General features: G+C 66.5%; 19 protein-coding genes. 5 read left to right on the top strand and 14 right to left on the bottom strand.

Going from position 1 to position 24,042, the window contains the following annotated elements; all coding sequences use genetic code 11:
* Positions 1–88: 88 nt before the first annotated feature.
* Positions 89–478: an SHOCT domain-containing protein gene (locus GSI01S_RS01020; protein WP_006894423.1), complete on the bottom strand. Its 390-nt coding sequence runs from the start codon at positions 476–478 to the stop codon at positions 89–91.
* A 270-nt stretch (positions 479–748) separates the two neighbouring features.
* Here GSI01S_RS01020 and GSI01S_RS01015 point away from each other — a divergent pair, with 270 nt between their 5' ends.
* Positions 749–1,195: a flavodoxin domain-containing protein gene (locus GSI01S_RS01015; RefSeq protein ID WP_006894422.1), complete on the top strand. Its 447-nt coding sequence runs from the start codon at positions 749–751 to the stop codon at positions 1,193–1,195.
* A gap of 38 nt (positions 1,196–1,233) precedes the next feature.
* On the opposite strand, the gene GSI01S_RS01010 is transcribed toward GSI01S_RS01015, so the two are convergent.
* Both GSI01S_RS01010 and GSI01S_RS01005 read right to left on the bottom strand, forming a co-directional pair.
* Positions 1,234–2,094, bottom strand: a complete 861-nt coding sequence (locus GSI01S_RS01010) for a DMT family transporter (RefSeq protein WP_039866598.1) — start codon at positions 2,092–2,094, stop codon at positions 1,234–1,236.
* 55 nt (positions 2,095–2,149) lie between these two features.
* On the bottom strand, positions 2,150–2,689 hold the full coding sequence (locus tag GSI01S_RS01005) for an OsmC family protein (protein WP_006894419.1): 540 nt from the start codon (positions 2,687–2,689) through the stop codon (positions 2,150–2,152).
* Between the two features lie 127 nt (positions 2,690–2,816).
* Here GSI01S_RS01005 and GSI01S_RS01000 point away from each other — a divergent pair, with 127 nt between their 5' ends.
* The 3 genes from GSI01S_RS01000 to GSI01S_RS00990 are packed head-to-tail and all read left to right on the top strand — an operon-like array spanning position 2,817 to position 4,103.
* Entirely contained in the window at positions 2,817–3,086 is a 270-nt protein-coding gene (locus tag GSI01S_RS01000) for a hypothetical protein (RefSeq protein WP_039866595.1), read from the top strand.
* A complete protein-coding gene (locus tag GSI01S_RS00995; protein WP_006894417.1) occupies positions 3,083–3,568 on the top strand; it encodes a SixA phosphatase family protein in 486 nt (161 codons plus the stop codon). The genes GSI01S_RS01000 and GSI01S_RS00995 overlap by 4 nt, the downstream gene beginning before the upstream one ends.
* A 31-nt stretch (positions 3,569–3,599) precedes the next feature.
* Positions 3,600–4,103: a nucleoside deaminase gene (locus tag GSI01S_RS00990; protein ID WP_006894416.1), complete on the top strand. Its 504-nt coding sequence runs from the start codon at positions 3,600–3,602 to the stop codon at positions 4,101–4,103.
* 37 nt (positions 4,104–4,140) lie between these two features.
* On the opposite strand, the gene GSI01S_RS00985 is transcribed toward GSI01S_RS00990, so the two are convergent.
* Together GSI01S_RS00985 and GSI01S_RS00980 are read right to left on the bottom strand one after the other, a co-directional pair.
* On the bottom strand, positions 4,141–5,244 hold the full coding sequence (locus GSI01S_RS00985; protein WP_006894415.1) for a DNA polymerase IV: 1,104 nt from the start codon (positions 5,242–5,244) through the stop codon (positions 4,141–4,143).
* A 32-nt stretch (positions 5,245–5,276) separates the two neighbouring features.
* On the bottom strand, positions 5,277–7,781 hold the full coding sequence (locus tag GSI01S_RS00980) for a hypothetical protein (protein WP_157225291.1): 2,505 nt from the start codon (positions 7,779–7,781) through the stop codon (positions 5,277–5,279).
* Between the two features lie 251 nt (positions 7,782–8,032).
* Here GSI01S_RS00980 and GSI01S_RS00975 point away from each other — a divergent pair, with 251 nt between their 5' ends.
* Positions 8,033–9,022, top strand: a complete 990-nt coding sequence (locus GSI01S_RS00975; RefSeq protein WP_101841618.1) for an alpha/beta hydrolase — start codon at positions 8,033–8,035, stop codon at positions 9,020–9,022.
* Between the two features lie 13 nt (positions 9,023–9,035).
* On the opposite strand, the gene GSI01S_RS00970 is transcribed toward GSI01S_RS00975, so the two are convergent.
* The 9 genes from GSI01S_RS00970 to GSI01S_RS00930 all read right to left on the bottom strand — a co-directional run bounded on the left by GSI01S_RS00970 (position 9,036) and on the right by GSI01S_RS00930 (position 24,042).
* On the bottom strand, positions 9,036–9,482 hold the full coding sequence (locus GSI01S_RS00970) for an SRPBCC domain-containing protein (RefSeq protein WP_039866644.1): 447 nt from the start codon (positions 9,480–9,482) through the stop codon (positions 9,036–9,038).
* A gap of 107 nt (positions 9,483–9,589) precedes the next feature.
* Positions 9,590–13,546, bottom strand: coding sequence for a DNA-directed RNA polymerase subunit beta' (locus GSI01S_RS00965; protein ID WP_006894411.1), 3,957 nt, complete (start codon positions 13,544–13,546; stop codon positions 9,590–9,592).
* 37 nt (positions 13,547–13,583) lie between these two features.
* Positions 13,584–17,084 carry a DNA-directed RNA polymerase subunit beta gene (gene rpoB / locus GSI01S_RS00960; RefSeq protein ID WP_006894410.1) on the bottom strand — a complete coding sequence of 1,167 codons (3,501 nt, stop codon included), beginning with the start codon at positions 17,082–17,084 and terminating at the stop codon, positions 13,584–13,586.
* Between the two features lie 319 nt (positions 17,085–17,403).
* Positions 17,404–18,165 carry an Rv1363c family protein gene (locus GSI01S_RS00955; protein WP_006894409.1) on the bottom strand — a complete coding sequence of 254 codons (762 nt, stop codon included), beginning with the start codon at positions 18,163–18,165 and terminating at the stop codon, positions 17,404–17,406.
* Positions 18,165–19,043, bottom strand: coding sequence for a hypothetical protein (locus GSI01S_RS19415; RefSeq protein WP_006894408.1), 879 nt, complete (start codon positions 19,041–19,043; stop codon positions 18,165–18,167). The genes GSI01S_RS00955 and GSI01S_RS19415 overlap by 1 nt, the downstream gene beginning before the upstream one ends.
* A gap of 79 nt (positions 19,044–19,122) precedes the next feature.
* Positions 19,123–20,364, bottom strand: a complete 1,242-nt coding sequence (locus GSI01S_RS00945; protein WP_006894407.1) for an MCE family protein — start codon at positions 20,362–20,364, stop codon at positions 19,123–19,125.
* Positions 20,361–21,716, bottom strand: a complete 1,356-nt coding sequence (locus tag GSI01S_RS00940; protein ID WP_006894406.1) for an MCE family protein — start codon at positions 21,714–21,716, stop codon at positions 20,361–20,363. The genes GSI01S_RS00945 and GSI01S_RS00940 overlap by 4 nt, the downstream gene beginning before the upstream one ends.
* On the bottom strand, positions 21,713–22,960 hold the full coding sequence (locus GSI01S_RS00935; protein ID WP_006894405.1) for an MCE family protein: 1,248 nt from the start codon (positions 22,958–22,960) through the stop codon (positions 21,713–21,715). Before GSI01S_RS00935 ends, GSI01S_RS00940 begins: the two co-directional genes overlap by 4 nt.
* A complete protein-coding gene (locus GSI01S_RS00930; protein WP_006894404.1) occupies positions 22,957–24,042 on the bottom strand; it encodes an MlaD family protein in 1,086 nt (361 codons plus the stop codon). Before GSI01S_RS00930 ends, GSI01S_RS00935 begins: the two co-directional genes overlap by 4 nt.

Genomic DNA, 24,042 nt, shown 5'->3' with positions numbered 1-24,042 from the left:
GCCCGAGAGACGCGGGCAGTGCCCCGAGAGACGCAGATGCCCGGAACCTGACGAGCAGGTCCCGGGCATCGGGTCGAATGCGATCAGCTCAGGACGCGAGGGCCTTGGCCTTGAGGGCCTCGTACTCGGCCTCGGTGATGGTGCCCGCATCGAGCAGCGACTTCGCGGTCGCGATGTCGGCGGCCGGCGAGCTCTTGCCCGCCGCGTGCCGGATGTACTCCTGGTTCGCCTTCTCCGCGGCCAGCGCCGCTGCCTGACTGCGTTCGGTCATGCCGCGCCCGCGCGCGATCAGGTAGACGAACGCTGTGAGATACGGAAGAACGATGAGGAAGATGATCCAGACGACCTTCCATCCGGCGGCCAGCTTGTGGTCGCGGAACAGGTCGGTCAGGACCATGAAGAGCACCATCAGGTATGCGATGAAGGCGAAGACCAGCACCGTGTACCAGATCACGTTCCAGAACGAACTCCAGTCCATGGGGACCTACTTTCTTAGACGGGCGTCAATCGTATCCACGCTCGGCACCTCATGGGCAACAGCATCACCCGTAAAGGACTATGGTCCCGGCAGCCACTCGAGCCTCATCGCAGCGTCGATCACGGGCCCCTCGGTCGTCACGACAGTGGGGCAAAGGGTCCGCCCCGGCCTCATGAGGGAACAAAGTCCCTGGTAGGGGATTCGACTGAGCGATTAGGTTACGCTACCGTAATCGTCGTCGCAGACCGCAATACCCAGGAGTAAGCAACTATGTCAGCTGTCATCCTCTACGGCACCGAGACCGGCACCGGCGAGCTCGTGGCCGACGCCATCGCAGACGTATTGGCAGCAGACCACGATCCGTCGGTGTACGACATGGCGGAGTTCGCGGTCGAGGATCTCGACGCGAACGACTTCCTGGTGGTCGTCTGTTCCACCTACGGCGAGGGCGAACTGCCCTCCAGCGCGCTCCCGTTCGCGGACGAACTGGACGAGGAGAAGCCGGACCTCGCCGGGCTGCGTTTCGCGGTGTTCGGCATGGGCGACACCGTCTACGGCGACACCTACAACAAGGGCGGCGAGATCATGGCTGCCAAGCTCACCGAGCTGGGCGCGGTCCAGGTCGGCGAGCATTTCCGCCACGACGCGTCCTCGGCGGTGAAGCCGGCCAAGGCCGCCGAGGAATGGGCGCAGTCGCTCCCGGCGCTCATCGAGTAGGACTGAGCCGGCACACACCCCGACTCAGTGCGTGGACGTCACGGTCCGACGTTCACCCGCTCTTCACGCGTCTCACTCCGCTGTCCGCCTCGGACCGCCGCGTCCTGGGCGAGCTTGACCACCGCCGTCGCCGCGACCAGCGCCACGACGCAGAGGAACACGGCCGTCGGCGCGCTGACGTAGATGTTCTCGCCGAGCAGTGCGACGCCGAGGATCATGGCGACGGTCGGTTCCATCACGTTCATCGCGGGGAACGAGGTCTGCAGATCGCCGGCACCGAAACCCCGCTGCTGCGCGACGATCGCCAGCACGATGACCGCGATGAGCAGGTACAGCTCGGCATGCGGGAGCACGGACAGCGGGTCGTCCACGATGCGCAGGGCGACAGCCTTGATGAGCAGTGCGGACACGCCGAACAACGCTCCGGACGCCAGACCGTAGCTCAGCGCTCGGAAATGCGCGCTCCGGCACCGTTCGGCATTGACCACGATTCCGATGATCCCCAGCACCAATGCCCCGACCGTGATGCCCATGACCACCACGTTCGGTCGCCGATCGGTCGATACCGGGCGCGCGAGCACCAGGAACAGGACCACGCACACCACGAGCGTCAGACCCCACAGCCATTCGGCGCGCTCGAACCGGCGTCTGTCTATCCAGGCCTCCATGGGCAGCGCGAACAGGACCGCCAGCACCACGAGCGGCTGGACCACGAGTATCGATCCGAGGCCGAGCGCGGCGGCCTGGAGACCGAAGCCGGCCAGTGCGATCACGGCTCCGAGCCACCAGCCGGCGGTGATGGCGCCACTGGCGGCCGACGCCCGCTGCCGAAGCACGGTTCCGCCGGCGATCAGCACTGCTGCGGTGATCGCGAGCAGTATCGGTGCCCAGGTATGCATCACTGACAGATTAGTGCCCGCGACACCGCCCGAGTCGGCTACCGGCCGGTGGGACTCAGCGTGCGATGCGGAGTTCGGTGGTGACCGGCGTGGCGTTCACCGTCAGGTCCTGCACCGGGCAGTGGCGTTCGACGGTCTCCTGGAGCCGCTGGTAGTCCCCGTCCGACGCAGGTCCGGAGATGTCGGCGATCACGCGCACCGCGGTGAATCCCGGTCGCACGTCGGCGTCGAGTCCGAAGAACCCGCGGACGTCCAGATCACCTTCGGCAGACAGAGTGAGATCGTCGAACTCCACCCCGAGCCGTTCGGCCCAGAAGCGGTAGGTCACCACCTGGCACGACAGCAGTGCGGCCAGGTAGTACTCGACCGGGTTGGGCGCGCTGTCGGTTCCGCCGAGGGTCGGCGGCTCGTCGACCCGGACGCTGAACGAGCGCAGGGAGACCTCGCTCGACACTCCGGCCGTCGCCACCGCGGATGCGCCGAAGACCACCTGGGCATTGCTCGCCCTGGCGGCGACGGCATCGGCCGTGGCGGCGGCGATGGAGTTGAGCGGGGTCCGCGAATCCGGGATGTCGATGAGCTGTGTTGTCGTCATGGATGGAACCGTACGAAGATCCCGAGGCGCCGCACAGGGTTGCGGCCACAGCGGGTTTAAGCCTCGTCCGGCCCCGCCGCGGCCGCGCCTGCCCGGTTCTGTCACCCCCTGGATCTACCGTGTGGGCATGAGCTATCGCAGAGAACTCGAGCGGATGACGACACTGTCGTCGCAGGACATCGACGATGCCTGCGGGGGCTCGCGCATCCCGGCGTTGATCAACCACTGCGTCGACGAACTGCTGGAACTGACCGAGCTCGCCGACGAGGCGCTCACCGAGGAACGCATCGAGGAGCACGTCCTCTACGTGCAGGAGGTCTCGGCGTGGCGAGAGACCGCTCAACTGCTTCGGCTCATGGCGGCCGACCGCACCGTGCGCAGTACCGGTGCCGCATGACCGACCGCACCCTCATTCTGATGCGGCACGGCAAGTCCGCCTATCCGGACGGCGTCTACGATCACGATCGCCCGCTGAATGAGCGCGGGATGCGGCAGGCGCAGCTCGCCGGACGATGGATGACCGAGGACCGCCTCGCCGTCGATCAGGTGCTCTGTTCCACCTCGCTCAGGACGAGGATGACCCTCGAACAGACCGGCGTCGCCGCGCCGGTGGAGTTCATCGACGATCTGTACGGCGGGACGCCGTCGGAGGTGTTCGAGGCGGTTCGGATCCACACCCCGCCCGAAGCGTCCACCGTGCTAGTGGTGGGGCACTTCCCCGGCATGCCGGAGACCGCTCTGAGCCTCGATCCGGCCGGCGAGATCGACCGGTTTCCGACGTCCGCCTACGCGGTGCTGCGCATCGGTGTGCCCTGGGATCGCCTCGGGCTCGACGTGGACGCCGACGCCCGGCTCCTCGCGTTCCGGGTACCCCGCTGACCGCGGGGTTCTCCACGGTAACGTCGGCCGCATGACCCACACGATCACCGCACCGACCGACGTGGACCTGGTGCACCTGCGTCGATGCATCACTCTCGCCCGCGAAGCGCTCGACTCGGGCGACGAACCGTTCGGCTCGCTGATCGTCGATGCCGAGGGCATGGTCCGGTTCGCCGACCGCAACCGGGTCGGTGCCGGCGACCACACGCGGCATCCGGAGTTCGCGATCGCCCGGTGGGCGGCGAAGAATCTGACCGAGGAACAACGAGCCGCGGCCACCGTCTATACCTCCGGCGAACACTGTCCGATGTGTTCGGCGGGGCACGCGTGGGTCGGGCTGGGGCGGATCGTCTACGCGGTCGGCGCCCGCCGGCTCAGCACCTGGCGCACCGAGTGGGGCCTGCCCGAGGGCCCGGTCGCGCCCCTGCCGATCAACGAGGTCGCACCGGACGTCCCCGTCTCCGGTCCGGCCCCCGAACTGGCCGATGAGATCCGCGAGTTGCACGCTCGTTCGGCCGGAGTGAACCTCACCTGACCCGCGCCGGAATCCGGCGGCCGCACTGCCGCCGGATTCACTCCGGGTCGAGCAGTTCCAGCCGCACCGCGAGCAGTCTGATCGGCCGGTCGATCTCGAAGGCGTCGAGCAGATCGTCCGCGACAGCCGCGATCGCCTCGAGAGACGTCGTCGGAGCCGGCAGCTTACGCATCTTGGTTCTGGTGAAGAATGTGGCCGTCCGTACGGTGAGGCCGACACGGAACGGGGTGCGCCCCTCCGCGACCACCTGTTCGAGCACCTCCTCGGTGAGGGCCCGCACCGCCTCGTGCAGTCGGCCGGGATCGGTGAGGTCGGTGTCGTAGGTCCGCGCCTTCGAATGCGACTTGGCGATCCGCGGCTCGTCGGAGATCGCGTCATCGCCTCCGCCCCGGCACAGCACGTACAGCCAGTCGCCCTGGTGCGGGCCGAACATCGCCGTCAAGTCGTCTCGATCGGCGGCGGCGAGCTGCGCCACCGTGTCGATTCCTGCGGCCGACAGCTTGGCCGCGGTCCGCGATCCCACACTCCACAGTTCGCGGCAGGGACGGTGGTTCATCAGCGAGGCCCAGTTGCCGTCGTCGAGCACGAAGACCCGCTGTTCCTCGCCGGCCTCCGGACTCCGGACGGCCTGCTTCGCGAATCCGGTCGCCGCCTTGGCACGCTGTTTGTTGTCGGAGACGCCCACGCAGCAGTCCAACCCGGTCGCCGCCACCACCGCTCGCCTGATGCTCCGCGCCGTCTCGATGACGTCAGCGGCACTCAGCAGACGCGGGCCCGCGCGGTCTTCGATTCCCAGATAGGCCTCATCCCAGCCCCACACCTCGAGTGCATCGCCGAATCCCCGGAGGACGTCCATCACGCGCTCGGATGCGGCTTCGTACTCCCCCATGTCGAGCGGGAGGAATACCGCGTCGGGCGCCTTCTTGCTCGCGGCGCGCATCGGCATACCTGCCCGTACTCCGTCCGCGCGCGCCTCGTACGAGGCGCAGGTCACCACCTGCCGGGCACGCGTCGGATCGCCGTCCCCGCCGACGATCACCGCCTGTCCGACCAACTCCGGTCGCCGCTGCCGCTCCACGGAGACCTGGAACTGGTCGAGGTCGACGTGGAGCAGCCATCGGTAGCGGGTCGGGACACCCATGCGTCAACTGTATGGGAACACCGGCGGGCGGATCAGCCCGCGAGGGCGGGCTCGGGCTCGGTGGCGGAAGTCTCCGGCGCGGGCTGGTCGCTCGCAGGGGTCTCGCTCGCAGGCGTCTCGGTGTCGGGCTCCTCAGACGGCGAATCCTGGGTCGGCGTCTCCTGGGACGGCGCGGGCTCGACGATCTCGATCGGAGCCGGCTCCGGAGCCGGGTTGACGATCATCGGCGGCAGATTCGTCGACGGGTCGCCGACGACCGCGTCGTCGAGCGCACGCTCGGGAGCGGAGGCGGTGACCGCGGCGAGGGTCGCCGTGTCGTCATCCTGCGTCGGCTCGACAGGACTCCCCGGCTCTGTCGGCCCTGTCGGCTTCGCAGTGAGCCCGTCGATCAGGTTCTTGGCGAACTTCACGTCGTCGCCGATCGTGACAGTGTTCAGGTAGTTGCGCAGTGTCCCGATGGGATCGAAGGGGTTGTCGAAGCTCAGGGTGCCGAGTCCGAACGGATTGTTCACCTGCACCAGGCTGATCTTCGGCAGCAGGCCGGCGTGCGCACCCTGAGTGATCCTCGTGATCTGCGGCAGTCCGATCAGGTTCGGGCGAGTGCTGCCGTTCACCTCCACCGGCGGGAAGAACACGATCTGGTGTCCGAGCCATTCCACGGTGATCGGGTTGCGCAGTCCATAATCACTGGTCAGCCAGTGCGCGGTGACGGTCCGCTCCACCACCGGATCGAGGATCGGCGCACCGGACTCATCGGTGGCCTGCTCCATCAGCTGCTTGCCGTCGGGACCGAGCTTGGGCTTCTTCACCGACCTGGTCTTGGTCTCGGTCTTCTGCTCGCCGGTCTCCTCGTCGATGACGGGAGCGCCGTTCTCGTCGACGACCGGCGCCTGGTACTCCTCATTGACCCACTCGTACACGCCGACCATCCGCGGGGCGGTCTTGACCCGCATCACCTGCTTGCCGTCGGCATCGAGCTTCGGGGTCACCCCGTCGGCCTCGAACACCGGTTCCTTGGCGTACACCGTCTGCACGTCCTTGGTGAACCGCACGAAGTCCTTGGCGAACTTGATCCGGTCCTCGCCGGACATCAGCGCCTTGAGCACGTCGGCCACGAACGGAGTGTCCATCATCGAGCCGAGGTCGCCGTCGCCCGACAGCAGCGGTGCCATCTGCTTCAGCAGCGCATCGTTGCCGAAGAGCAACGACGTGACGTCGGTCAGTCCCCACTGCTCCTGGCGGTGACCGCCGTCGGTGACCGGACGCAGATCCTTGTAGTAGTCGAACGTGCCGAGGGCGTTGGTACACGAACCGAGGCCCTCCGCCGTCGCCCGCGTCTGGAAGCCGAAGCAGGCCACCTCCTTCAGACCCGGCAGGTTGCCGTTGATGCCGTCGACCAGATCGAGCATTCCGGCGGCGTCGGCCCCGGCCTCACCCGCGAGGCTGGAGTCGAGAAGACCCGCATTGCGCAGCTGGGTGAAGTCGAGTTCCTGTCCGAACCAGGTGAACTTGATGTCGCTGGTGTCCATGTTCACCGCGGACGCGAGACCCAGCTGCGACTGCGCGGTCGACGTCCGCCCGTGATCGGCGCCCGCGAGCGCTACCGCCAGCGCGTTGGCGGTCTGCGCAAGCGCGGTTCCCCCGCGCATCGACAGCGCGACGTTGATGCCGTCGCCGACGATGGTGGAACTGCCGATCGGCTTCACCGGAGCAGGCAGATCCTGCGGCTGGGTGTAGTCGTACTTGTGGTTGGTCAGGTATTCGGCGAGCTTGAGCGCCTCGGTGCGCTTCTCGAGATTGAGATCCTCGCCCTTGGTGACCTTCGTACCGCCGACGAAGAAGCAGCCGCCCAGCACCGTGTTCTTGATCGATCCGTCGTTCTGGAGGCATCCGTCCTTCGCCGCCCTGTTCACCGGCAGGGCCGCGTCGCGCTGGATCTCGGCGTAGGTCTTGTACTTGTCGAACGCGCCCGGATCGACCCTCGGCATGCCCAGCGCGGATGCAGCGCCCTTCACCAGGTCGCTGCCGAGGGTGACGCCGCCGAGGATCTCGAGCAGGTTCCGCTCCCCCATCCGGTACTTGACGACGAGCAGGTTGATGTCGTCACCGAGGTCGAGCACCATGTTCTCGGCCGCCTGGCCGACCTCGAGAGTCTCGGGCAGCACCAACGCGACGCCCGTTCCGTTGGAACCCTTGCAGTCCGCGATCGCCTGCGGCGGGGCCGCCGGATCGAACTCCGTGCTCTTCGACGAGTCCGGACCGGTCGCGAGCGCACCCGTCCGGCACATCTCGACGAACTGGGAGACCATCGGATCGTCGAGCATCCCGAGGATCGCGTTCGGGTCCAGATCGCCCAGCCCGGCGATCGCGCTGGTCGAGGTCTCCGCGAAGGCGTGACCCGCGGGAGCCATGGCCGCACCTGCACCCAGAGCCGCGACGGCTCCCACCGCAGCGATCCCCTTCTTCAGCCGGCGGCGGCGCGCGCCTTCGGCGCGATCGAGTGCGCGGCGCTGCGCACGGTTCATGGGCTCAGTCACAGTTCTTCTCCAGAAGGGGGCGGATCTCTTCGCAAATCGGTCGAATCATAATTCGTGCCAGATTCCGGGTTCGTTTCGGCCGAACGGACGACGTGGCACAAATCTGACTTCACCCAGGTGGAGGTGGCACAAATCCATTCCTCGCGAACGCACGCCGGCGACGGGGGCCGAGTCTCGCGACGCTATCGATTCAGAAACGACCGGCTTTGCCGGTTTCCCATCCGTCACACCCGTCTCGTACGGTGACCTGTATGGCAGGAACTCGCACCACTCGACGCATGCCCTGGATCGCACGCCTCGCGATCATCGCCCTCGCCGGCACGATGGCGCTCCTGGTGCCGCCCGCCGCTCCGGCCGATGCGGCGCCCCGCGTGACCGCGGAACAGCGGATCAGTGCCACCGTCAGCCTGATCTCGGTGTACTCGCCGTCGATGCACCGCACGATCCGCGCGCACGTGTTGCATCCCGCCGGACGGCCGAGCGGACTTCCGACTTTCTACATGCTCCCGGGCGCCGGCGGCGCCGAGGACGGGATCTCCTGGTACAACAACACACCGGTTCGCCGGTTCTTCGCCGATAAGCGCACCAATGTGGTCCTGCCGATCGGCGGACGGTTCTCGATGATGACCGACTGGATCTCCGACGACCCGATCCTCGGCCGCAACAAGTGGCAGACCTTCGTCAACCGGGAGCTCCCCGCAGCGGTGAACCGAGCCTTCCGCACCAACGGAGTCAGCGCACTCTCGGGTGTCTCCATGTCCGCCGGTCCGGCACTCGACCTCGCGACGCAGGCACCCGGAAAGTACCGCGCCGTGGCCGCGTACAGCGGCTGTCCCGGTGCCGCCGATCCGCTCGGCACCATCGCGGCCACGGCGATCGTCGCCCGCGGCGGCGGCAACGTGCTCAATATGTGGGGACCTCCCGGCGGCCCGGCCTGGCGTGCCCACGATCCAGTGCTCAATGCCGCCAAGCTGCGCGGCACCGCCGTCTACCTGTCGGCGGGTTCGGGCCTGCCCGGTCCCGTCGACGGTGATCCGCTGCGCACCGGCGGCGGGCTCGTCGGTGGCAACATCATGGAGGCCATCGCACTGCGGTGCACCACGAATATGGCCGACCGGCTGAGCGCCCTGGGTATCCCGCACACCTTCGTGCACCGGCCCGACGGCGTCCACACCTGGGGCCTGTTCTACGCCGACCTTCGCAATTCATGGCCGATGATCGCGCGCGCGATCGGCGCCTGAGCGCACGCCGCGCTCATTCCCGGGCGAGTTCCTCCGCACGTGGCGCCAGAGCCCGCGTCACGGCAGCGAACTTCGCGACGAGCTCCTTGCCGAACAGCAGCTTGACGATGCCCGACGCCGGGCCGGTGATCTCGAAGTGCGACTCGTAACGGCTGCGTCCGTCGCCGAGGTCCACCACGGTGTGCCTGCGCAGGCTGCGCACCGCGCCGAACGGCGCGGGCTTCATCCGATAGGAGAACGACCGGCCCTCGTCGACGGCGTCGATGTACTCACGCGTCCGTTTCAGCCCGCCCGGACCGAGCCGGAAGCGCATGTCGATCGGATCGCCCGGCCGCAGGGTGGATCGGCACTCCACCTGGAAGGGATTCCATTCGCCGTACGCATCGAAGTCGGTCAGCACCTGCCACACCACGACGGCGGGAGCGTCGATGTCGATCGAACTGTCGGTGATCAGAGCCATGCGGCCATCGTAGAACACGTTCTAAATCGGCGGCGTTCGCCGGGTCGAGGCACGAAACGACGAGGGTCCCGCCTCCGGATGGAGACGGGACCCTGCGTTCGGTCGGATCAGCGGAAGTCGCTGCCGAAGCCGTAGTCGTCCAGCGGAACGGCGGCACCGCTCGGGGCACCGAAGGTGCCGTCCGGGCTGTAGTAGGTGTCGTCGTAGGTCGGCAGGGCGTACGCCGCTGCGCGGGCCTCCTCGGTCGGCTGGACCTCGATGTTGCGGTAGCGGTTGATACCGGTACCGGCCGGGATCAGCTTACCGATGATCACGTTCTCCTTGAGGCCGACGAGCTTGTCGCTGCGGTTGTTGATCGCCGCATCGGTCAGCACGCGGGTGGTCTCCTGGAACGACGCCGCCGACAGCCACGAATCGGTGGCCAGCGAGGCCTTCGTGATGCCCATGAGGACCGGTCGGCCGGCAGCCGGCTCCCCGCCCTCGGCGACGACGGCCCGGTTGGCCGCCTCGAACTCGGCGCGCTCGGTGAGCGAACCGGGCAGGAACTCGGTGGCGCCGGAGTCGATGATCGTCACACGGCGCAGCATCTGGCGGACGATCGTCTCCACGTGCTTGTCGTGGATCGACACACCCTGGCTCCGGTACACCTCCTGGACCTCGTTGACCAGGTGGATCTGCACCTGACGCGGGCCCATCACGCGGAGCACCTCGTGCGGATCGGCAGCGCCCTCGAGGAGCTGCTGACCGACCTCGACGTGATCGCCGTCGGCCAGCAGACGCTCGCTGCCGTCCTCGTGGCGGAACACGCGCAGACGCTGACGCTTCGACAGCTTGTCGTACACGACCTCGTCGCTCCCGTCGTCCGGGATGATCGTGATCTTGTAGAACCGGTCGTCGTCCTCCATGCGGACCCGGCCCGAGACCTCGGCGATCGGGGCCTTGCCCTTGGGGACACGGGCTTCGAACAGCTCGGTGACTCGCGGCAGACCACCGGTGATGTCGTCACCGACGCCACCCTGGTGGAAGGTACGCATCGTCAGCTGCGTGCCGGGCTCACCGATCGACTGCGCCGCGATGATGCCGACGGCCTCGCCGATGTCGACGAGCTTGCCGGTGGCCATCGAACGGCCGTAGCAGTGCGCGCACACGCCGGTGCCGGTGGCACAGGTCAGGACCGAACGGACCTTGACCTCGGAGATGCCTGCCGCGAGGAGAGCCTCGATGGCCGGATCGCCCAGGTCGTGCCCGCGCTCCACCACGACGTTTCCGTCCGCGTCGACCGCATCGGCCGCGAGCGTACGGGCGTACGCCGAGGTCTCGACGTGGGCGTCGCGGATGATGCTGCCGTCCGGCTGCTTCTCGCCGAGCGGCACCACGATGCCGCGCTCGGTGCCGCAGTCGGTCTCGCGGACGATGACGTCCTGCGACACGTCCACCAGACGACGGGTCAGGTAGCCCGAGTCGGCCGTACGCAGTGCCGTGTCCGCCAGACCCTTACGAGCGCCGTGCGTGTTGATGAAGTACTCGGCAACGGTCAGGCCCTCGCGGAACGAGGACTTGATCGGGCGCGGGATGAACTCACCCTTCGGGTTCGTCACCAGGCCCTTCATACCCGACAGGTTGCGGACCTGGGTCATGTTGCCCGTGGCACCCGACTTCGGGATCATCGTGATCGGGTTGTCGTCGGGGTAGTAGTCCTCGAGCGCCTTACCGACCTCTTCGGTGGCCTGCTTCCAGATCTCGACCAGGGCGTCGCGACGCTCGTCGGGGGTAAGACCACCGCGCTGGAACTTGCGCTCCAGACCGTCGGCCCGCTCCTCGTAGCGCTCCAGGATCTCTGCCTTGGCCGGCGGCACCAGAACGTCCGACATCGAGACGGTGACGCCCGAGCGGGTGGCCCAGTAGAAGCCCACGTCCTTCAGCTTGTCGACGGTCTGCGCGACGACGATCATCGGGTAGCGCTCGGCGAGATCGTTGATGATCACGGCCTGACGCTTCTTCGGCATCTGCTCGTCGATGAACGGGTAGTCGCGCGGCAGCAGCTCGTTGAACAGCACACGTCCCAGGGTGGTGACGGTCTCCCACGGCTGACCACGGGTCCAGCCCTCCGGGAACAGCTCCGCCTCCACGTCGGCGGGCGGACGCTGGTCGGTCAGCCGCACCTTGATGCGCGACTGGATGGTCAGCGCACCGCGGTCGACGGCCATGATGGCCTCGGCCGGGCTCGAGTAGACGCCGCGCTCCACGTCGCCGTCCGTGGCACCGGTGTACTCGCCGGTCAGACCGTCCTTCTGGGTGGTCAGGTAGTACAGGCCGGTCACCATGTCCAGACGCGGCATGGCCAGCGGGCGGCCCGATGCCGGCGACAGGATGTTGTTCGAGGACAGCATCAGGATGCGGGCCTCGGCCTGCGCCTCCGCGGACAGCGGCAGGTGCACGGCCATCTGGTCACCGTCGAAGTCGGCGTTGAACGCCTCACAGACCAGCGGGTGCAGCTGGATGGCCTTGCCCTCCACCAGCTGCGGCTCGAAGGCCTGGATGCCGAGTCGGTGCAGCGTCGGCGCACGGTTCAGCAGAACCGGGTGCTCGGCGATGACCTCTTCGAGGACATCCCAGACGGCGGGGCGCTGACGCTCCACCATGCGCTTGGCCGACTTGATGTTCTGGGCCTGGTTGAGATCCACCAGACGCTTCATCACGAAGGGCTTGAACAGTTCCAGAGCCATCAGCTTCGGCAGGCCGCACTGATGCAGCTTGAGCTGCGGGCCGACGACGATGACGCTTCGGCCCGAGTAGTCGACGCGCTTGCCGAGCAGGTTCTGACGGAATCGGCCCTGCTTGCCCTTGAGCAGGTCGCTCAGGGACTTCAGCGGGCGGTTGCCCGGCCCGGTGACCGGACGGCCGCGACGGCCGTTGTCGAACAGCGCGTCCACCGACTCCTGCAGCATCCGCTTCTCGTTGTTGACGATGATCTCGGGAGCACCGAGGTCGATCAGTCGCTTGAGACGGTTGTTGCGGTTGATGACACGGCGGTACAGATCGTTCAGATCGGAGGTCGCGAAGCGGCCACCGTCGAGCTGAACCATCGGGCGCAGTTCCGGCGGGATCACCGGCACGGCGTCGAGCACCATCGCCTGGGGCGAGTTGCCGGACTGCTGGAACGCCGCCACGACCTTCAGCCGCTTCAACGCGCGCAGCTTCTTCTGGCCCTTGCCGCTGCGGATCGTCTCGCGCAGCGACTCGGCCTCGGCCTCGATGTCGAAGTTCTCGAGCAGCTTCTTGATGGCCTCGGCGCCCATCGAGCCGGTGAAGTACTCGCCGAAACGGTCCTCGAGCTCGCGGTACAGACGCTCGTCGACGATCAGGTCGCCCGGGGTGAGCTTGGTGAACTTGTCCCAGATCTCGTCGAGAGCCTCGACCTCGCGGTTCGCGTGGTCGCGCATGCGCTTGAGCTCACGCTCGGCGGCGTCGCGGACCTTGCGCTTGGCGTCGGCCTTGGCGCCCTCGGCCTCGAGCTCGGCCAGATCGGCCTCGAGCTTCTGCTGACGCTCGGCGAGAGCGGCCTCGAGATCGTCGAGGATCGCCTTGCGCTCCACACCGATCTCGGCCTCGCGGGTCGAGAGCTCGGCGTGACGCAGTTCGTCGTCGACGGCGGTGATCACGTAGGCGGCGAAGTAGATGATCTTCTCGAGATCCTTCGGCGCCAGGTCGAGCAGGTAGCCCAGCCGGCTCGGCACACCCTTGAAGTACCAGATGTGCGTGACCGGGGCGGCCAGCTCGATGTGGCCCATGCGCTCACGGCGCACCTTGGCCTTGGTCACCTCGACGCCGCAGCGCTCACAGATGATGCCCTTGAAGCGCACGCGCTTGTACTTGCCGCAGTAGCACTCCCAGTCGCGAGTCGGTCCGAAGATCTTCTCGCAGAACAGGCCGTCCTTCTCGGGCTTGAGCGTGCGGTAGTTGATGGTCTCCGGCTTCTTGACCTCACCGTACGACCAGTTGTGGATGTCGTCGGCCGTCGCAAGGCCGATCTTCAGTTCGTCGAAAAAGTTGACGTCGAGCACTAGTTGCCTTTCAGTGTCTCTTCTAGTCAGGTGAGGATCAGTTGGCGAGATCGTCGACCGTGGCGGACTCGTTGCGCGACAGGTTGATGCCAAGGTTGGCAGCAGCGCGCTCGAGGTCCTCGTCGTCGGTGTCGCTCATCTCGATGGCGGTGCCCTCGCTGGAGAGGACCTCCACGTTGAGGCACAGCGACTGGAGCTCCTTCAGGAGCACCTTGAACGACTCCGGGATGCCCGGCTCGGGGATGTTCTCGCCCTTGACGATGGCCTCGTACACCTTCACGCGGCCGACGACGTCGTCCGACTTGATGGTCAGCAGCTCCTGCAGGGTGTAGGCGGCGCCGTAGGCCTGCATCGCCCAGCACTCCATCTCACCGAAGCGCTGGCCGCCGAACTGGGCCTTACCGCCGAGCGGCTGCTGGGTGATCATCGAGTACGGACCGGTGGAACGCGCGTGGATCTTGTCGTCCACCAGGTGGTGCAGCTTGATGATGTACATGTAGCCGACCGAGACCGGGTACGGGAAGGGCTCGCCGGAACGACCGTCGAACAGCGTCGCCTTGCCGTCCGGACCCACCATGACCTCACCGTCGCGGTTCGGCAGGGTGGAACCGAGCAGACCCGCGAGCTCGTCGTCCTTCGCACCGTCGAACACCGGGGTCGCGGTGTTCGTGTTCGGCGGAGCCGAGTGCATCGCCTCGGGCAGGCGCTTGGCCCACTCCTCCTCGAGCTTCTCCGTGTCGATGTTCCAGCCGGCCTTCGACACCCAGCCGAGGTGGGTCTCGAGGATCTGGCCGATGTTCATACGACGCGGAACACCGTGGGTGTTCAGGATGATGTCGACCGGGGTGCCGTCGGGCAGGAACGGCATGTCCTCCTGCGGGAGGATCTTACCGATGACGCCCTTGTTGCCGTGGCGGCCGGCCAGCTTGTCGCCGTCCTGGATCTTGCGCTTCTGCGCCACGTAGACGCGGACCAACTCGTTGACGCCGGGCGCCAGGTCGTCGTCCTCGTCGCGGCTGAACGTGCGGACACCGATGACCTTGCCGGTCTCGCCGTGCGGCACCTTCAGCGAGGTGTCGCGGACCTCGCGAGCCTTCTCACCGAAGATCGCGCGCAGCAGGCGCTCCTCCGGGGTGAGCTCGGTCTCGCCCTTCGGCGTGACCTTGCCGACCAGGATGTCGCCGTCGCGGACCTCGGCACCGATGCGGACGATGCCGCGCTCGTCGAGATCGGCCAGCACCTCGTCGGAGACGTTCGGGATGTCCCGGGTGATCTCCTCGGCACCGAGCTTGGTGTCGCGGGCGTCGATCTCGTGCTCCTCGATGTGAATCGAGGTGAGCACGTCCTCTTCCACGAGGCGCTGCGACAGAATGATCGCGTCCTCGTAGTTGTGACCCTCCCACGGCATGATCGCCACGAGCAGGTTCTTGCCCAGCGCCATCTCGCCCTGGTCGGTGCAGGGGCCGTCGGCCAGGACCTGACCGGCCTCCACCCGCTGCCCCTCGTCGACGATCGGCACCTGGTTGGCGCATGTGCCGTGGTTGCTGCGCTCGAACTTGCGCAGCCGGTAGCTGTCGCGCGTTCCGTCGTCGGCCATCACCGTGATGAAGTCGGCAGAGACCTCCTCCACGACACCGGTCTTGCCGGTGACGATCACGTCGCCGGCGTCGACCGCCGCACGCAGCTCCATGCCGGTGCCGACCAGCGGCGCCTCGCTGCGGACCAGCGGCACCGCCTGGCGCTGCATGTTGGCGCCCATCAGCGCACGGTTGGCGTCGTCGTGCTCGAGGAACGGGATCATCGCGGTGGCGACCGACACCATCTGGCGCGGCGACACGTCGAGGTACTCGACCGACTTGGCCGGAACGAACTCCACCTCGGCGCCCTTGATGCGGACCAGGACGCGCTCGTCGGTGATGGTGCCGTCGGCGTCGTAGTTGGTGTTGGCCTGACCGATCAGGTAGCGATCCTCCTCATCGGCGGTCATGTACTCGATCTCGTCGGTCAGCACACCGTCGACCACCTTGCGGTACGGGGTCTCGATGAAGCCGAACGGATTCACCCGCGCGTACACCGAGAGCGAACCGATCAGACCGATGTTCGGACCCTCGGGGGTCTCGATCGGGCACATGCGGCCGTAGTGCGAGGGGTGCACGTCGCGGACCTCGAGGCCGGCGCGCTCACGCGACAGACCGCCCGGACCCAGCGCCGAGAGACGACGCTTGTGCGTCAGCCCCGACAGCGGGTTGTTCTGGTCCATGAACTGCGACAGCTGGCTGGTTCCGAAGAACTCCTTGATGGCCGCGACCACGGGGCGGATGTTGATCAGCGTCTGCGGGGTGATCGCCTCGGCGTCCTGGGTGGTCATGCGCTCACGCACCACCCGCTCCATACGCGACAGGCCCACGCGGATCTGGTTCTGGATCAGCTCACCCACGGTGCGGAGCCGGCGGTTGCCGAAGTGGTCGATGTCGTCGACCTCGACCGGCACCTCGACGCCGCCCGGGACGGTCATCATGGTGGTGATGTTGGGGTCGGCCTCGTGCAGGCGCACCAGGTACTCGACCGTGGCGATGATGTCCTCGGTGGTCAGCGTGGACTCGCCGACCATCGGGTTCGCCGTGAGGCCGAGCTTCTTGTTGATCTTGTAGCGGCCGACGCGAGCGAGGTCGTAGCGCTTCTCCTTGAAGAACAGGTTTTCCAGCAGGCTCTCCGCGGACTCCTTGGTCGGGGGCTCACCCGGACGCAGCTTGCGGTAGACCTCGAGCAGGGCCTCGTCCTGATTGGTGGTCGCGTCCTTCTCCAGGGTCGACATCATGATCTCGGAGAAGCCGAAGCGTTCGGCGATGTCCTCGTTGGTCATGCCGAGTGCCTTGAGCAGGATGGTGACCGGCTGACGACGCTTGCGGTCGATGCGGACACCCACGGTGTCGCGCTTGTCGACGTCGAACTCCAACCAGGCGCCGCGGCCCGGGATCACCTTCACCGAGTGCAGCGTCTTCTCGGTGGTCTTGTCGATCGTGGAGTCGAAGTAGACGCCGGGGCTGCGGACCAGCTGGCTCACCACGACACGCTCGGTGCCGTTGATGATGAAGCTGCCCTTGTCGGTCATGATCGGGAAGTCGCCCATGAAGACGGTCTGCGACTTGATCTCACCGGTGTTGTTGTTGATGAACTCCGCGGTGACGAACAACGGCGCCGCGTAGGTCATGTCCTTGTCCTTGCACTCATCGATCGAGGCCTTGACCTCGTCGAAGTGCGGATCAGAGAACGACAGCGACATCGAGGACGAGAAGTCTTCGATCGGCGAGAGTTCGCGGAGGACTTCCTCGAGTCCGCCGACCGGGTTCTCCTCACCCCGTGCAATCGCCTTTGCGCGCCACTCGGGCGTACCCACAAGCCATTCGAACGAGTCGAGCTGCAGATCCAGCAGACCCGGAACCTCGAGCGGCTCGTCGATCTTGGCGAAGGAAGCGCGGTGCGGCGCGCCCGGGATGATTCCCGCTGTGGTTGAGGTGGACTGGCGGTCGAGTGCCAAGATGCGTCCTTCCAACACGAAGTTTCTCGGTGCGTGGCCATGGTGGCCTGCGGTGGTCGTGCGACCTGCACAAACATCACACCCGAGAACCGTCCCCGGAGGGAGGGCTGGAAGGATGATCGATCAGCGGACAGGAGGCAGCCAGCGCAACGTCCAACTGTATCAGATATCTATGGCAATGGGTATACCCCTGCCGGAGAATGATTGTCGACGGCTGCCTACCTGGAGACAATCAACTTGTGACAGCGTGACGTGCCGAGGCTGTCACGTCAAGCGAAACGCGCCGAATCGGTCAGAAAAGCCTGTTCAGCGCCCTCGATCAGAACTGTCCGACTTCGCTGATCTTCCAATTCCCGCCATCGTCCTTGGTCAAGGTGTACTGGACATGCGGCACCTGGGAGTCGGCGATCACGCCGTCCCGCGAGGTGCTCACGATCAGTGTGCCGACCACCACCGCGCGATCATCGGTGAGGTCCGACAGGCCGAGAGCGTCGATCTGGCACTCCGACGCCGTCTTGGACTGTTCGATGACACTGCGGTTCGTCTTCAAGAAGGTCTCGAACTGGTCGAGCGCTCCACCGGTGAAGGTGTCGCGGGTGGACGCGGCCCACTGGTCGAGCTTCTTGTAGTCGAATTGGAAGGGCGCGCACGCGCCGGCCCGCGCCTGGCTGAGCACCTTGTCGGTCTCGCGCTGGTCGACGAACGCACGGTTGTCGCTCACGGTGACACCGGGATGGAATGCGAGGACGGTGGCGATGACGCCGAGTACGACGGCGACGGCCCCGGTGATCGCCGCGAGCCGGAGTGTCGACGAGGTGTCGCGCGGGGGGCGCCCCTGGTTCAGGGCAGCGGCGGCCTCTTCCCGGGCCGCCTTCTGCGCGGCCACCTGGCGCTTGCGCTCCACACCGGACACGGTGGGTCCGGCGGTATCGACGGGCTCGGTAGGGACCGTCGAGTGCTGCATCTGCTCGTCTGTGTCGGCCTGAACCGGCCTCGATACCGTGACGCGCGGCGCCGCTCGGCCCGCGACCTTCGGTGTCCGCTTTCCGGAACCGGGCTTGTTCGGACGTCCGCCGGCCATCAGTTTCCACCCTCCTGCGGCTGCGAGTCCTGCGACTGGTCCGCGGTGCCCTGGCCGGGCGCGGTCGACACCCCGGAGCCGGTGTCGGTGTAGTCGATCGGGTTCAGCGCGACCACCTTGGTCGCCTTACGCACACCGTCGACGTCGACCATCGTCAGGAGAAAGCCCATCTGTTGCTGCGCGACGGGCTGATTGGGGATCGTCGATGCGACGTTCGCGAACACCAGAACGGTGGCGGTGTCGTCGTCGGTGCTCAGCTCCGTGGTGGCGCTGCGCGTGATACGCGACTCGAGTTTGCCGACCTGTCCCCCGGAGGCCGCGACACGCTGCTCGACGTCGGCCACGACGCCGGTGTTCACCTGCTTGAGGGCATCTCCGGTGAGCGACGACTCCAGACGCTTCTTCCAGCCCGCGGTGTCCTTGGGGTCCACCGCGGTGATGTTGAGGACGGCCTGCTCGGCCGCATCGACCGACTCGTTGCGGAGCTGATCGGCCTCCGAGTCGACCGTGTATGCGCGGATCCCCGTGTAGCCGAAGTATCCGAGACACACCACCGCAGCGATGAGAGCCGCGACGGCGGCAGCCAGTGCCAAGGAGGCGAAAGGCGACCGCGCGGACGCGTCGTCGGTGTCGGCCTCCTCGGTGCCGCTGGACCACCGGGACCAGAACCGCAGGGAACGCTTCGGCGCGGCTGCGTCGTCCTCGGCAGCGTCGTCCTCTACGTCTGCCTCAGCGGTCTCCACCTCAGCGGTCTCTGCCTCAGCGGACTTCACCTCGACGGTGTCCGCCTCAGCGGATTCGGACGCGACGGGAGGCTCGGCGGACGTCGCGGCGTCCACCGGTTCGTCCTGCGGCTGGCTGGTGTCTTCGTGTGTCATCGAGCGCAACTGTAGTCATCGCGAGGCACGCCGTGCCAATCCGTCGCCGCCGCGGAGACGGCGACGGATCGGCCGGGCGTCACTTCGGATGCACACCCATCAGAGCGGCCAGCTGGGTCGCGAGCGGATTCAGGTTCAACTTGTCCGGATCCTTCTTCGGCGTGTTGTCCCACGGCTGTGCGATGTACGGATTCGCCAGCGCGGCGCGGTTGGCACCGCGGACCGACGTGGGGTTCCCCTCGGGCACGTTGCAGTTGGCCTTCGTGTTGAACGGGAAATCGTCGTAATTGACGTCGAAGTTCGGGTTGCGCTTCTTCATCTCGGCGATCATCGCCCACGTGCTCTCGTAGCCCTTGGTGCAGCTCACCGGGTTGCCGGTCTCCAGAACGATGCCGAAGTGGATCTGGCCGTCGCCGGGAGCGGCGCTGTGGCTGCCCGCCGACAATGCCGACAGCATCGCGAAGGTGGCACCGGTGGCGAACGACGCCGGCGCCGCCGCGTGAACGGTTCCGCCGAGCTGATGGATCAGCTTGGTGGTATCCGCACCGTTGTCCTGCAGGAAGGTCGAGAGCGCGGTGCCCGCCGGCGGGCCGTTCGTCAGAATGCGGCGGATCGCCGGATCCGAACTCACCAGCTGGGCGGAGACCCGGTCGAGATTCTTCGACCATGCGAGGATCTCGTCGGACTGGTCGGCCTGCGTCGACAGCACCACATTGGAGTTCTGCAGCAGCTGCGTGATCGGTTCGATGTTCCGGACGCCGTCCTTCGACAGCTTGTCCAGGGACGAGATCAAGTGCGTGAGGTCCTCGCCCTTGCCGTTGAACGCCGTGCCGAGTTCACGGATCACACTGCTCAGCTGATCGACCGGAATGGTCTTGGTGAGGCTGATCGTGTCGGCGATGACGTCCTGCAGCTTCGGGGGCGTCTCGGCGCCCTGGATGCGCGATCCGTTCTCCAGGTAGGGCCCCGCGCTCGTCTTGGGCTGCAGGTCGATGAACTGCTCACCGATCGCCGATCGGTTCGCCAGCACCGCCTGAGCCGAGGCGGGGACCTTGGGTGCGCCGGAGTTCATGTCCAGCGTCACGTCCACGCCGTTCGGCACCATCTTCATGTCACCGACCAGACCCACCGGCACTCCCCGATAGGTCACCTCCGCGTTGGTGAAGATGCCGCTCGCGTCGGGCATGTGCAGGGTCACCTTGTAGGTGGAGACGCCGACCAGCTTGTCGAGCCGGGCGTACTTGGCACCGACGTAGACGATCGCCAGCACACCGATCACCACGAAGACGATCAGCTGAATCTTGACGAGACGACTGGTCACTGGTCACCACCTCCGAGCATCCGCAGCGGCCCGTCCAGGAAGTTCTCGTCTCCCGACGGCATCGGCGAGTACTGAGCCTTCTTGTCCGACGACTTCTTCTGCACCGAGTTCTTCTGGCCCGACTTGCTCTGGGCGGTCCCCGACGACGGATTCATCGGGTACGTGCCACCCGACGGAGGAGTGTTCGGACCCTTCCGCGAGTTGGCCGCCGGCGGAAGCAGCGAGATCGTCGGCCAGCCCCAGCGGGGTCCGTTGCCGTTGATGTACGGGTTGTTCGGGTCGATCTTCGGCGGGCTGACGGTCGGCGCCTGGTACACCGGCTTGCCCTGTCCCACGCCGAGCGCTTCGAGCTGATTCAGCAGCCGGAGGTCGAGGGTCGCGAACAGGTTGGTCGAGTCGCCGTGCACACCGGGCAGCAGATCGTCCGGGAAGGGATGCGTCAGCATCAGCGGCAACGCGGTGACCGCGTCCTGTGCCGACTTCGCGAGCTCCGACAGGATCGGGCGCAGCGCCTTCAGGTCGGTGATGATCTGATCGTGCGCCTTGCCGAGGATGTCGGTGCCGACCTGGCCCAGATCGTCGAGCTTGGTGAGCAGGTCAACGAACTGCGGGCGCTGCTCCTCGAGCACCTTCACACCCGCAGGCAGTTGGTTCAGGATCCGCTCGATCTGAGCCGTCTGTTGATTGGCACGCGCCGACAGCTTGCTGACGCCGTCGATCGCGCTGATGATGTCGTCGCGCTGCTTGTTGAGGCTGTCGATCAACTTCTCCGACTGCTTCAGCAGCGAGCGCACCGTGTTCGGCCGGTCGCCGAGCGCCTCGTTCAGTGAGGTGATGATCGGCTCGAGCTGGTTGATGCCGCCGCCGTTGAGCAGCATCGACAGTGCGCCGAGCAACTGCTCGATATCGGTGACGGTGCGGGTGCGGTCCGATTGGATGGGTTCCGACTCGGGCTGACGCGGCGTCTGCGCCGTCACGCCCTGCGGCTCGGACAGCGCCACGAACTTCTCGCCGAGCAGGTTGGTCTGCTGAACCGAGGCCGAGGCCTCGTCGGAGAGATCGACGCTGTTCTTGACCTTGATCGTCACCAGCGCATCCCAGGCACCGGTGGGCACCTCCACCTTGGTGACCTGGCCGACCGGAATGCCGTCCATCTTCACGACCGACTGCGGGACCAGGTCCAGGATGTTGTTGAACACCACCTTGTAGGTCCGCGGGTTCGACCCCACGTCCACACCGCCCGGCAGAGGTACCGACTGGATACCGGAGCAACCGGTGGTCACCGCGAGAACGGTCGCGAGTGCGGCACCCATACCGGCGACGCGGGCTCGCGTCGACAGTTTCACCTTCATCGCTGTCCTCCAGGAAGACTCGGGTCCGGATTGCCCGGGACGGTACCCGGTGCCGGGTTCTTCTGCTCCTTGTCACCGCTCATGATTCCGAAGGGCAGCACCGGCAGCACCGGTTCCAGAACGCCCTTCGTGATCTGCGTGGCGACGTTCTTGCAGTTGTTGACCAGCGGCGCGAGCTTGCGGCTGAAGTCGACGGCCATCGGATTGCCGGGCAGCAGCTTGCCCAAGTCGAGCAACCGGCAGCCGGCGGCCAGCGGGTCCTGCAACTCCGGGATGTTGACGCGCATCGCGACGGTGCCCGACTCCGCGTCGTAGGCGTTGATCAGGTTACTGATCGTGACCGGCAGGACGGTGAGGATCTCGAGCAGGTGATCCTTGTTGTCCAGCAGCGCCTGACCCGTCGGCTGCAGGTCGCGGACGGCCTGACCGATCTTGTCGTTGTTGTCGGAGATGAACGTCGCGACATCGCCCAGCGCGTACGACAGGCTGTCGAGCGCCTTGCCCAGCTGGTCGCGCTCGCCGGCCAGGAAGGTGTTGAACGAGGCCATCTGGCTGTTGAACTGCCGGACCTGCGCGTCGTTCTCCTTCAGCGCACCCACGAAGACGTTCAGGTTGCGGATCGTGCTCATCAGGTCGGTGCTGCCGTCGGACAGCGTTCCCGCGGCCTTGGACAGGTTCGTGATCGCCTCGCCCAGCTTCGCGCCGTTGCCGTCCAGATTCTTCGAGAAGACGTCCACGAAGTCCGTGACGGCACCGTTCTGATTCGCGCCCTCGGGTCCGAGCGACTTCGACAGCTTCTGAAGGTTGGCGTAGATCGCGTCGATCTCCACCGGCACCTTGGTCTGCTTGGTCGACAGCGTCACGTCGCTTCCCGCCTGCGCCCCGCCGGAGTAGGCGGGGGTGAGCTGCACGTAGCGGTCGGCGACGATCGACGGGATGATCTGCACGGCCTTGACATCGGCCGGGAGCTTCACACCGCGGTTCACCCGCATGTCGACCTCGACCACGTCGCCGCGCGGGGTCACGTCGGTGACCTTGCCGACGTCGACGCCGAGCACCCGGACGTCGCTGCCCTTGTAGATGCCCACCGCGCTGGTGAACGTGGCGTGCACCTTGGTGGTGCCGATCAGGGTCGACGCCCACCAGCCGCCTGCGGCGATGATGAGGACGAGCACCAGACCGAGTGCGCCGTAGACGATGTTGCGCTTGTTGAACAGACCGGAGGTCTGACCTGACTCCGTCATCCGCCGGCCCCCGTTCCACCGTTGTTCAGATTCTTAGTCATGTTCGGCAGCCTGGTCGTGTTCTGCTGCGGCAGTGCGGGCGGCAGCAGGTTGGTGACCGTCGCCTCGAACCAGCGACCGTTGCCGAGCACGTTCGCGTAGACGCGGTAGAACGGCGCCATGTACGTGATCGTGTCGCGCAGATTCTTGTTCTGCCTGGTCAGCATGTCGGTCACGCCCTTGAGGGAATCGAGTGCGGGACCGATCTGCGCCTCGTTGTCCTTCACGATGCCGCTGAGCGACTTGCTCAGCGTGGTGGTGCTCGCGAGCAGAGCCGAGATGCTCTTCTGCCGGTTGTTCAGTTCCTTGAGCAGGACGCCGGCGCCGGCGATCAGCCGGGTGAACTCCTCGTTCCGGTCCGCGAGGATCTTGGAGGCGTCCTTGGTCGCCTTCAGCAGCCGCTGCACCTCCTGGTCGCGGCTCGCGATCGTGTTCGACAGCCGCGAGATGCCGGTCAACGACGAGTTGATGTCGTCGGCGTTGGTGCCGGAGAAGGCGGCCGACAGCGTTCGCAGCGACTTCGCGACCTCGTCGGTGTCGACGTTCTCGATCTGATCGGCCGCGTCACCGAAGGCCTCGATGACGTCGTACGGCGCGACCGTGTCGGTGAGCTTGACCCGGGGGTCGGCCAGTTCGCTGCCGCGCGGGTTCAGCGCCAGGTACTTCTGGCCGAGCACCGTCTTGATCTGGATAGACGCCTGCGTCTGGTTGCCGATCCAGGTGTTGTTCGCGGTGAAGGTGACGTCGACCTTGTCGTTGTCGAGCGCGACCTCGGTCACCTCGCCCACCTTGACGCCGGCGACACGGACCTCGTTGCCCGCCTTGAGCCCGGCGGCCTCGGAGAACTGCGCGGTGTAGCGCGCTCCCGCGCCCAGCAGCGGCAGGTCCTTCAGATAGAAGGACGACACCGCGGCCATGATCAGGATCAGCAGACCGAGTGCGCCGATGCTCGTCGCACTCCGTCGGCCGGCGAACCGTCGGCTCTTCTTAGGCGTCGTCGGAACTTCCGGCTGCCCGTCGGGTGTGTTCTGTCGGTCGGTCAT

It is taken from the genome of Gordonia sihwensis NBRC 108236 (assembly GCF_000333035.1).
GTDB lineage: Bacteria > Actinomycetota > Actinomycetes > Mycobacteriales > Mycobacteriaceae > Gordonia > Gordonia sihwensis.
The sequence above is the reverse complement of the archived record's forward strand: the minus strand, read 5'-3'. Positions and strand labels throughout refer to the sequence as shown.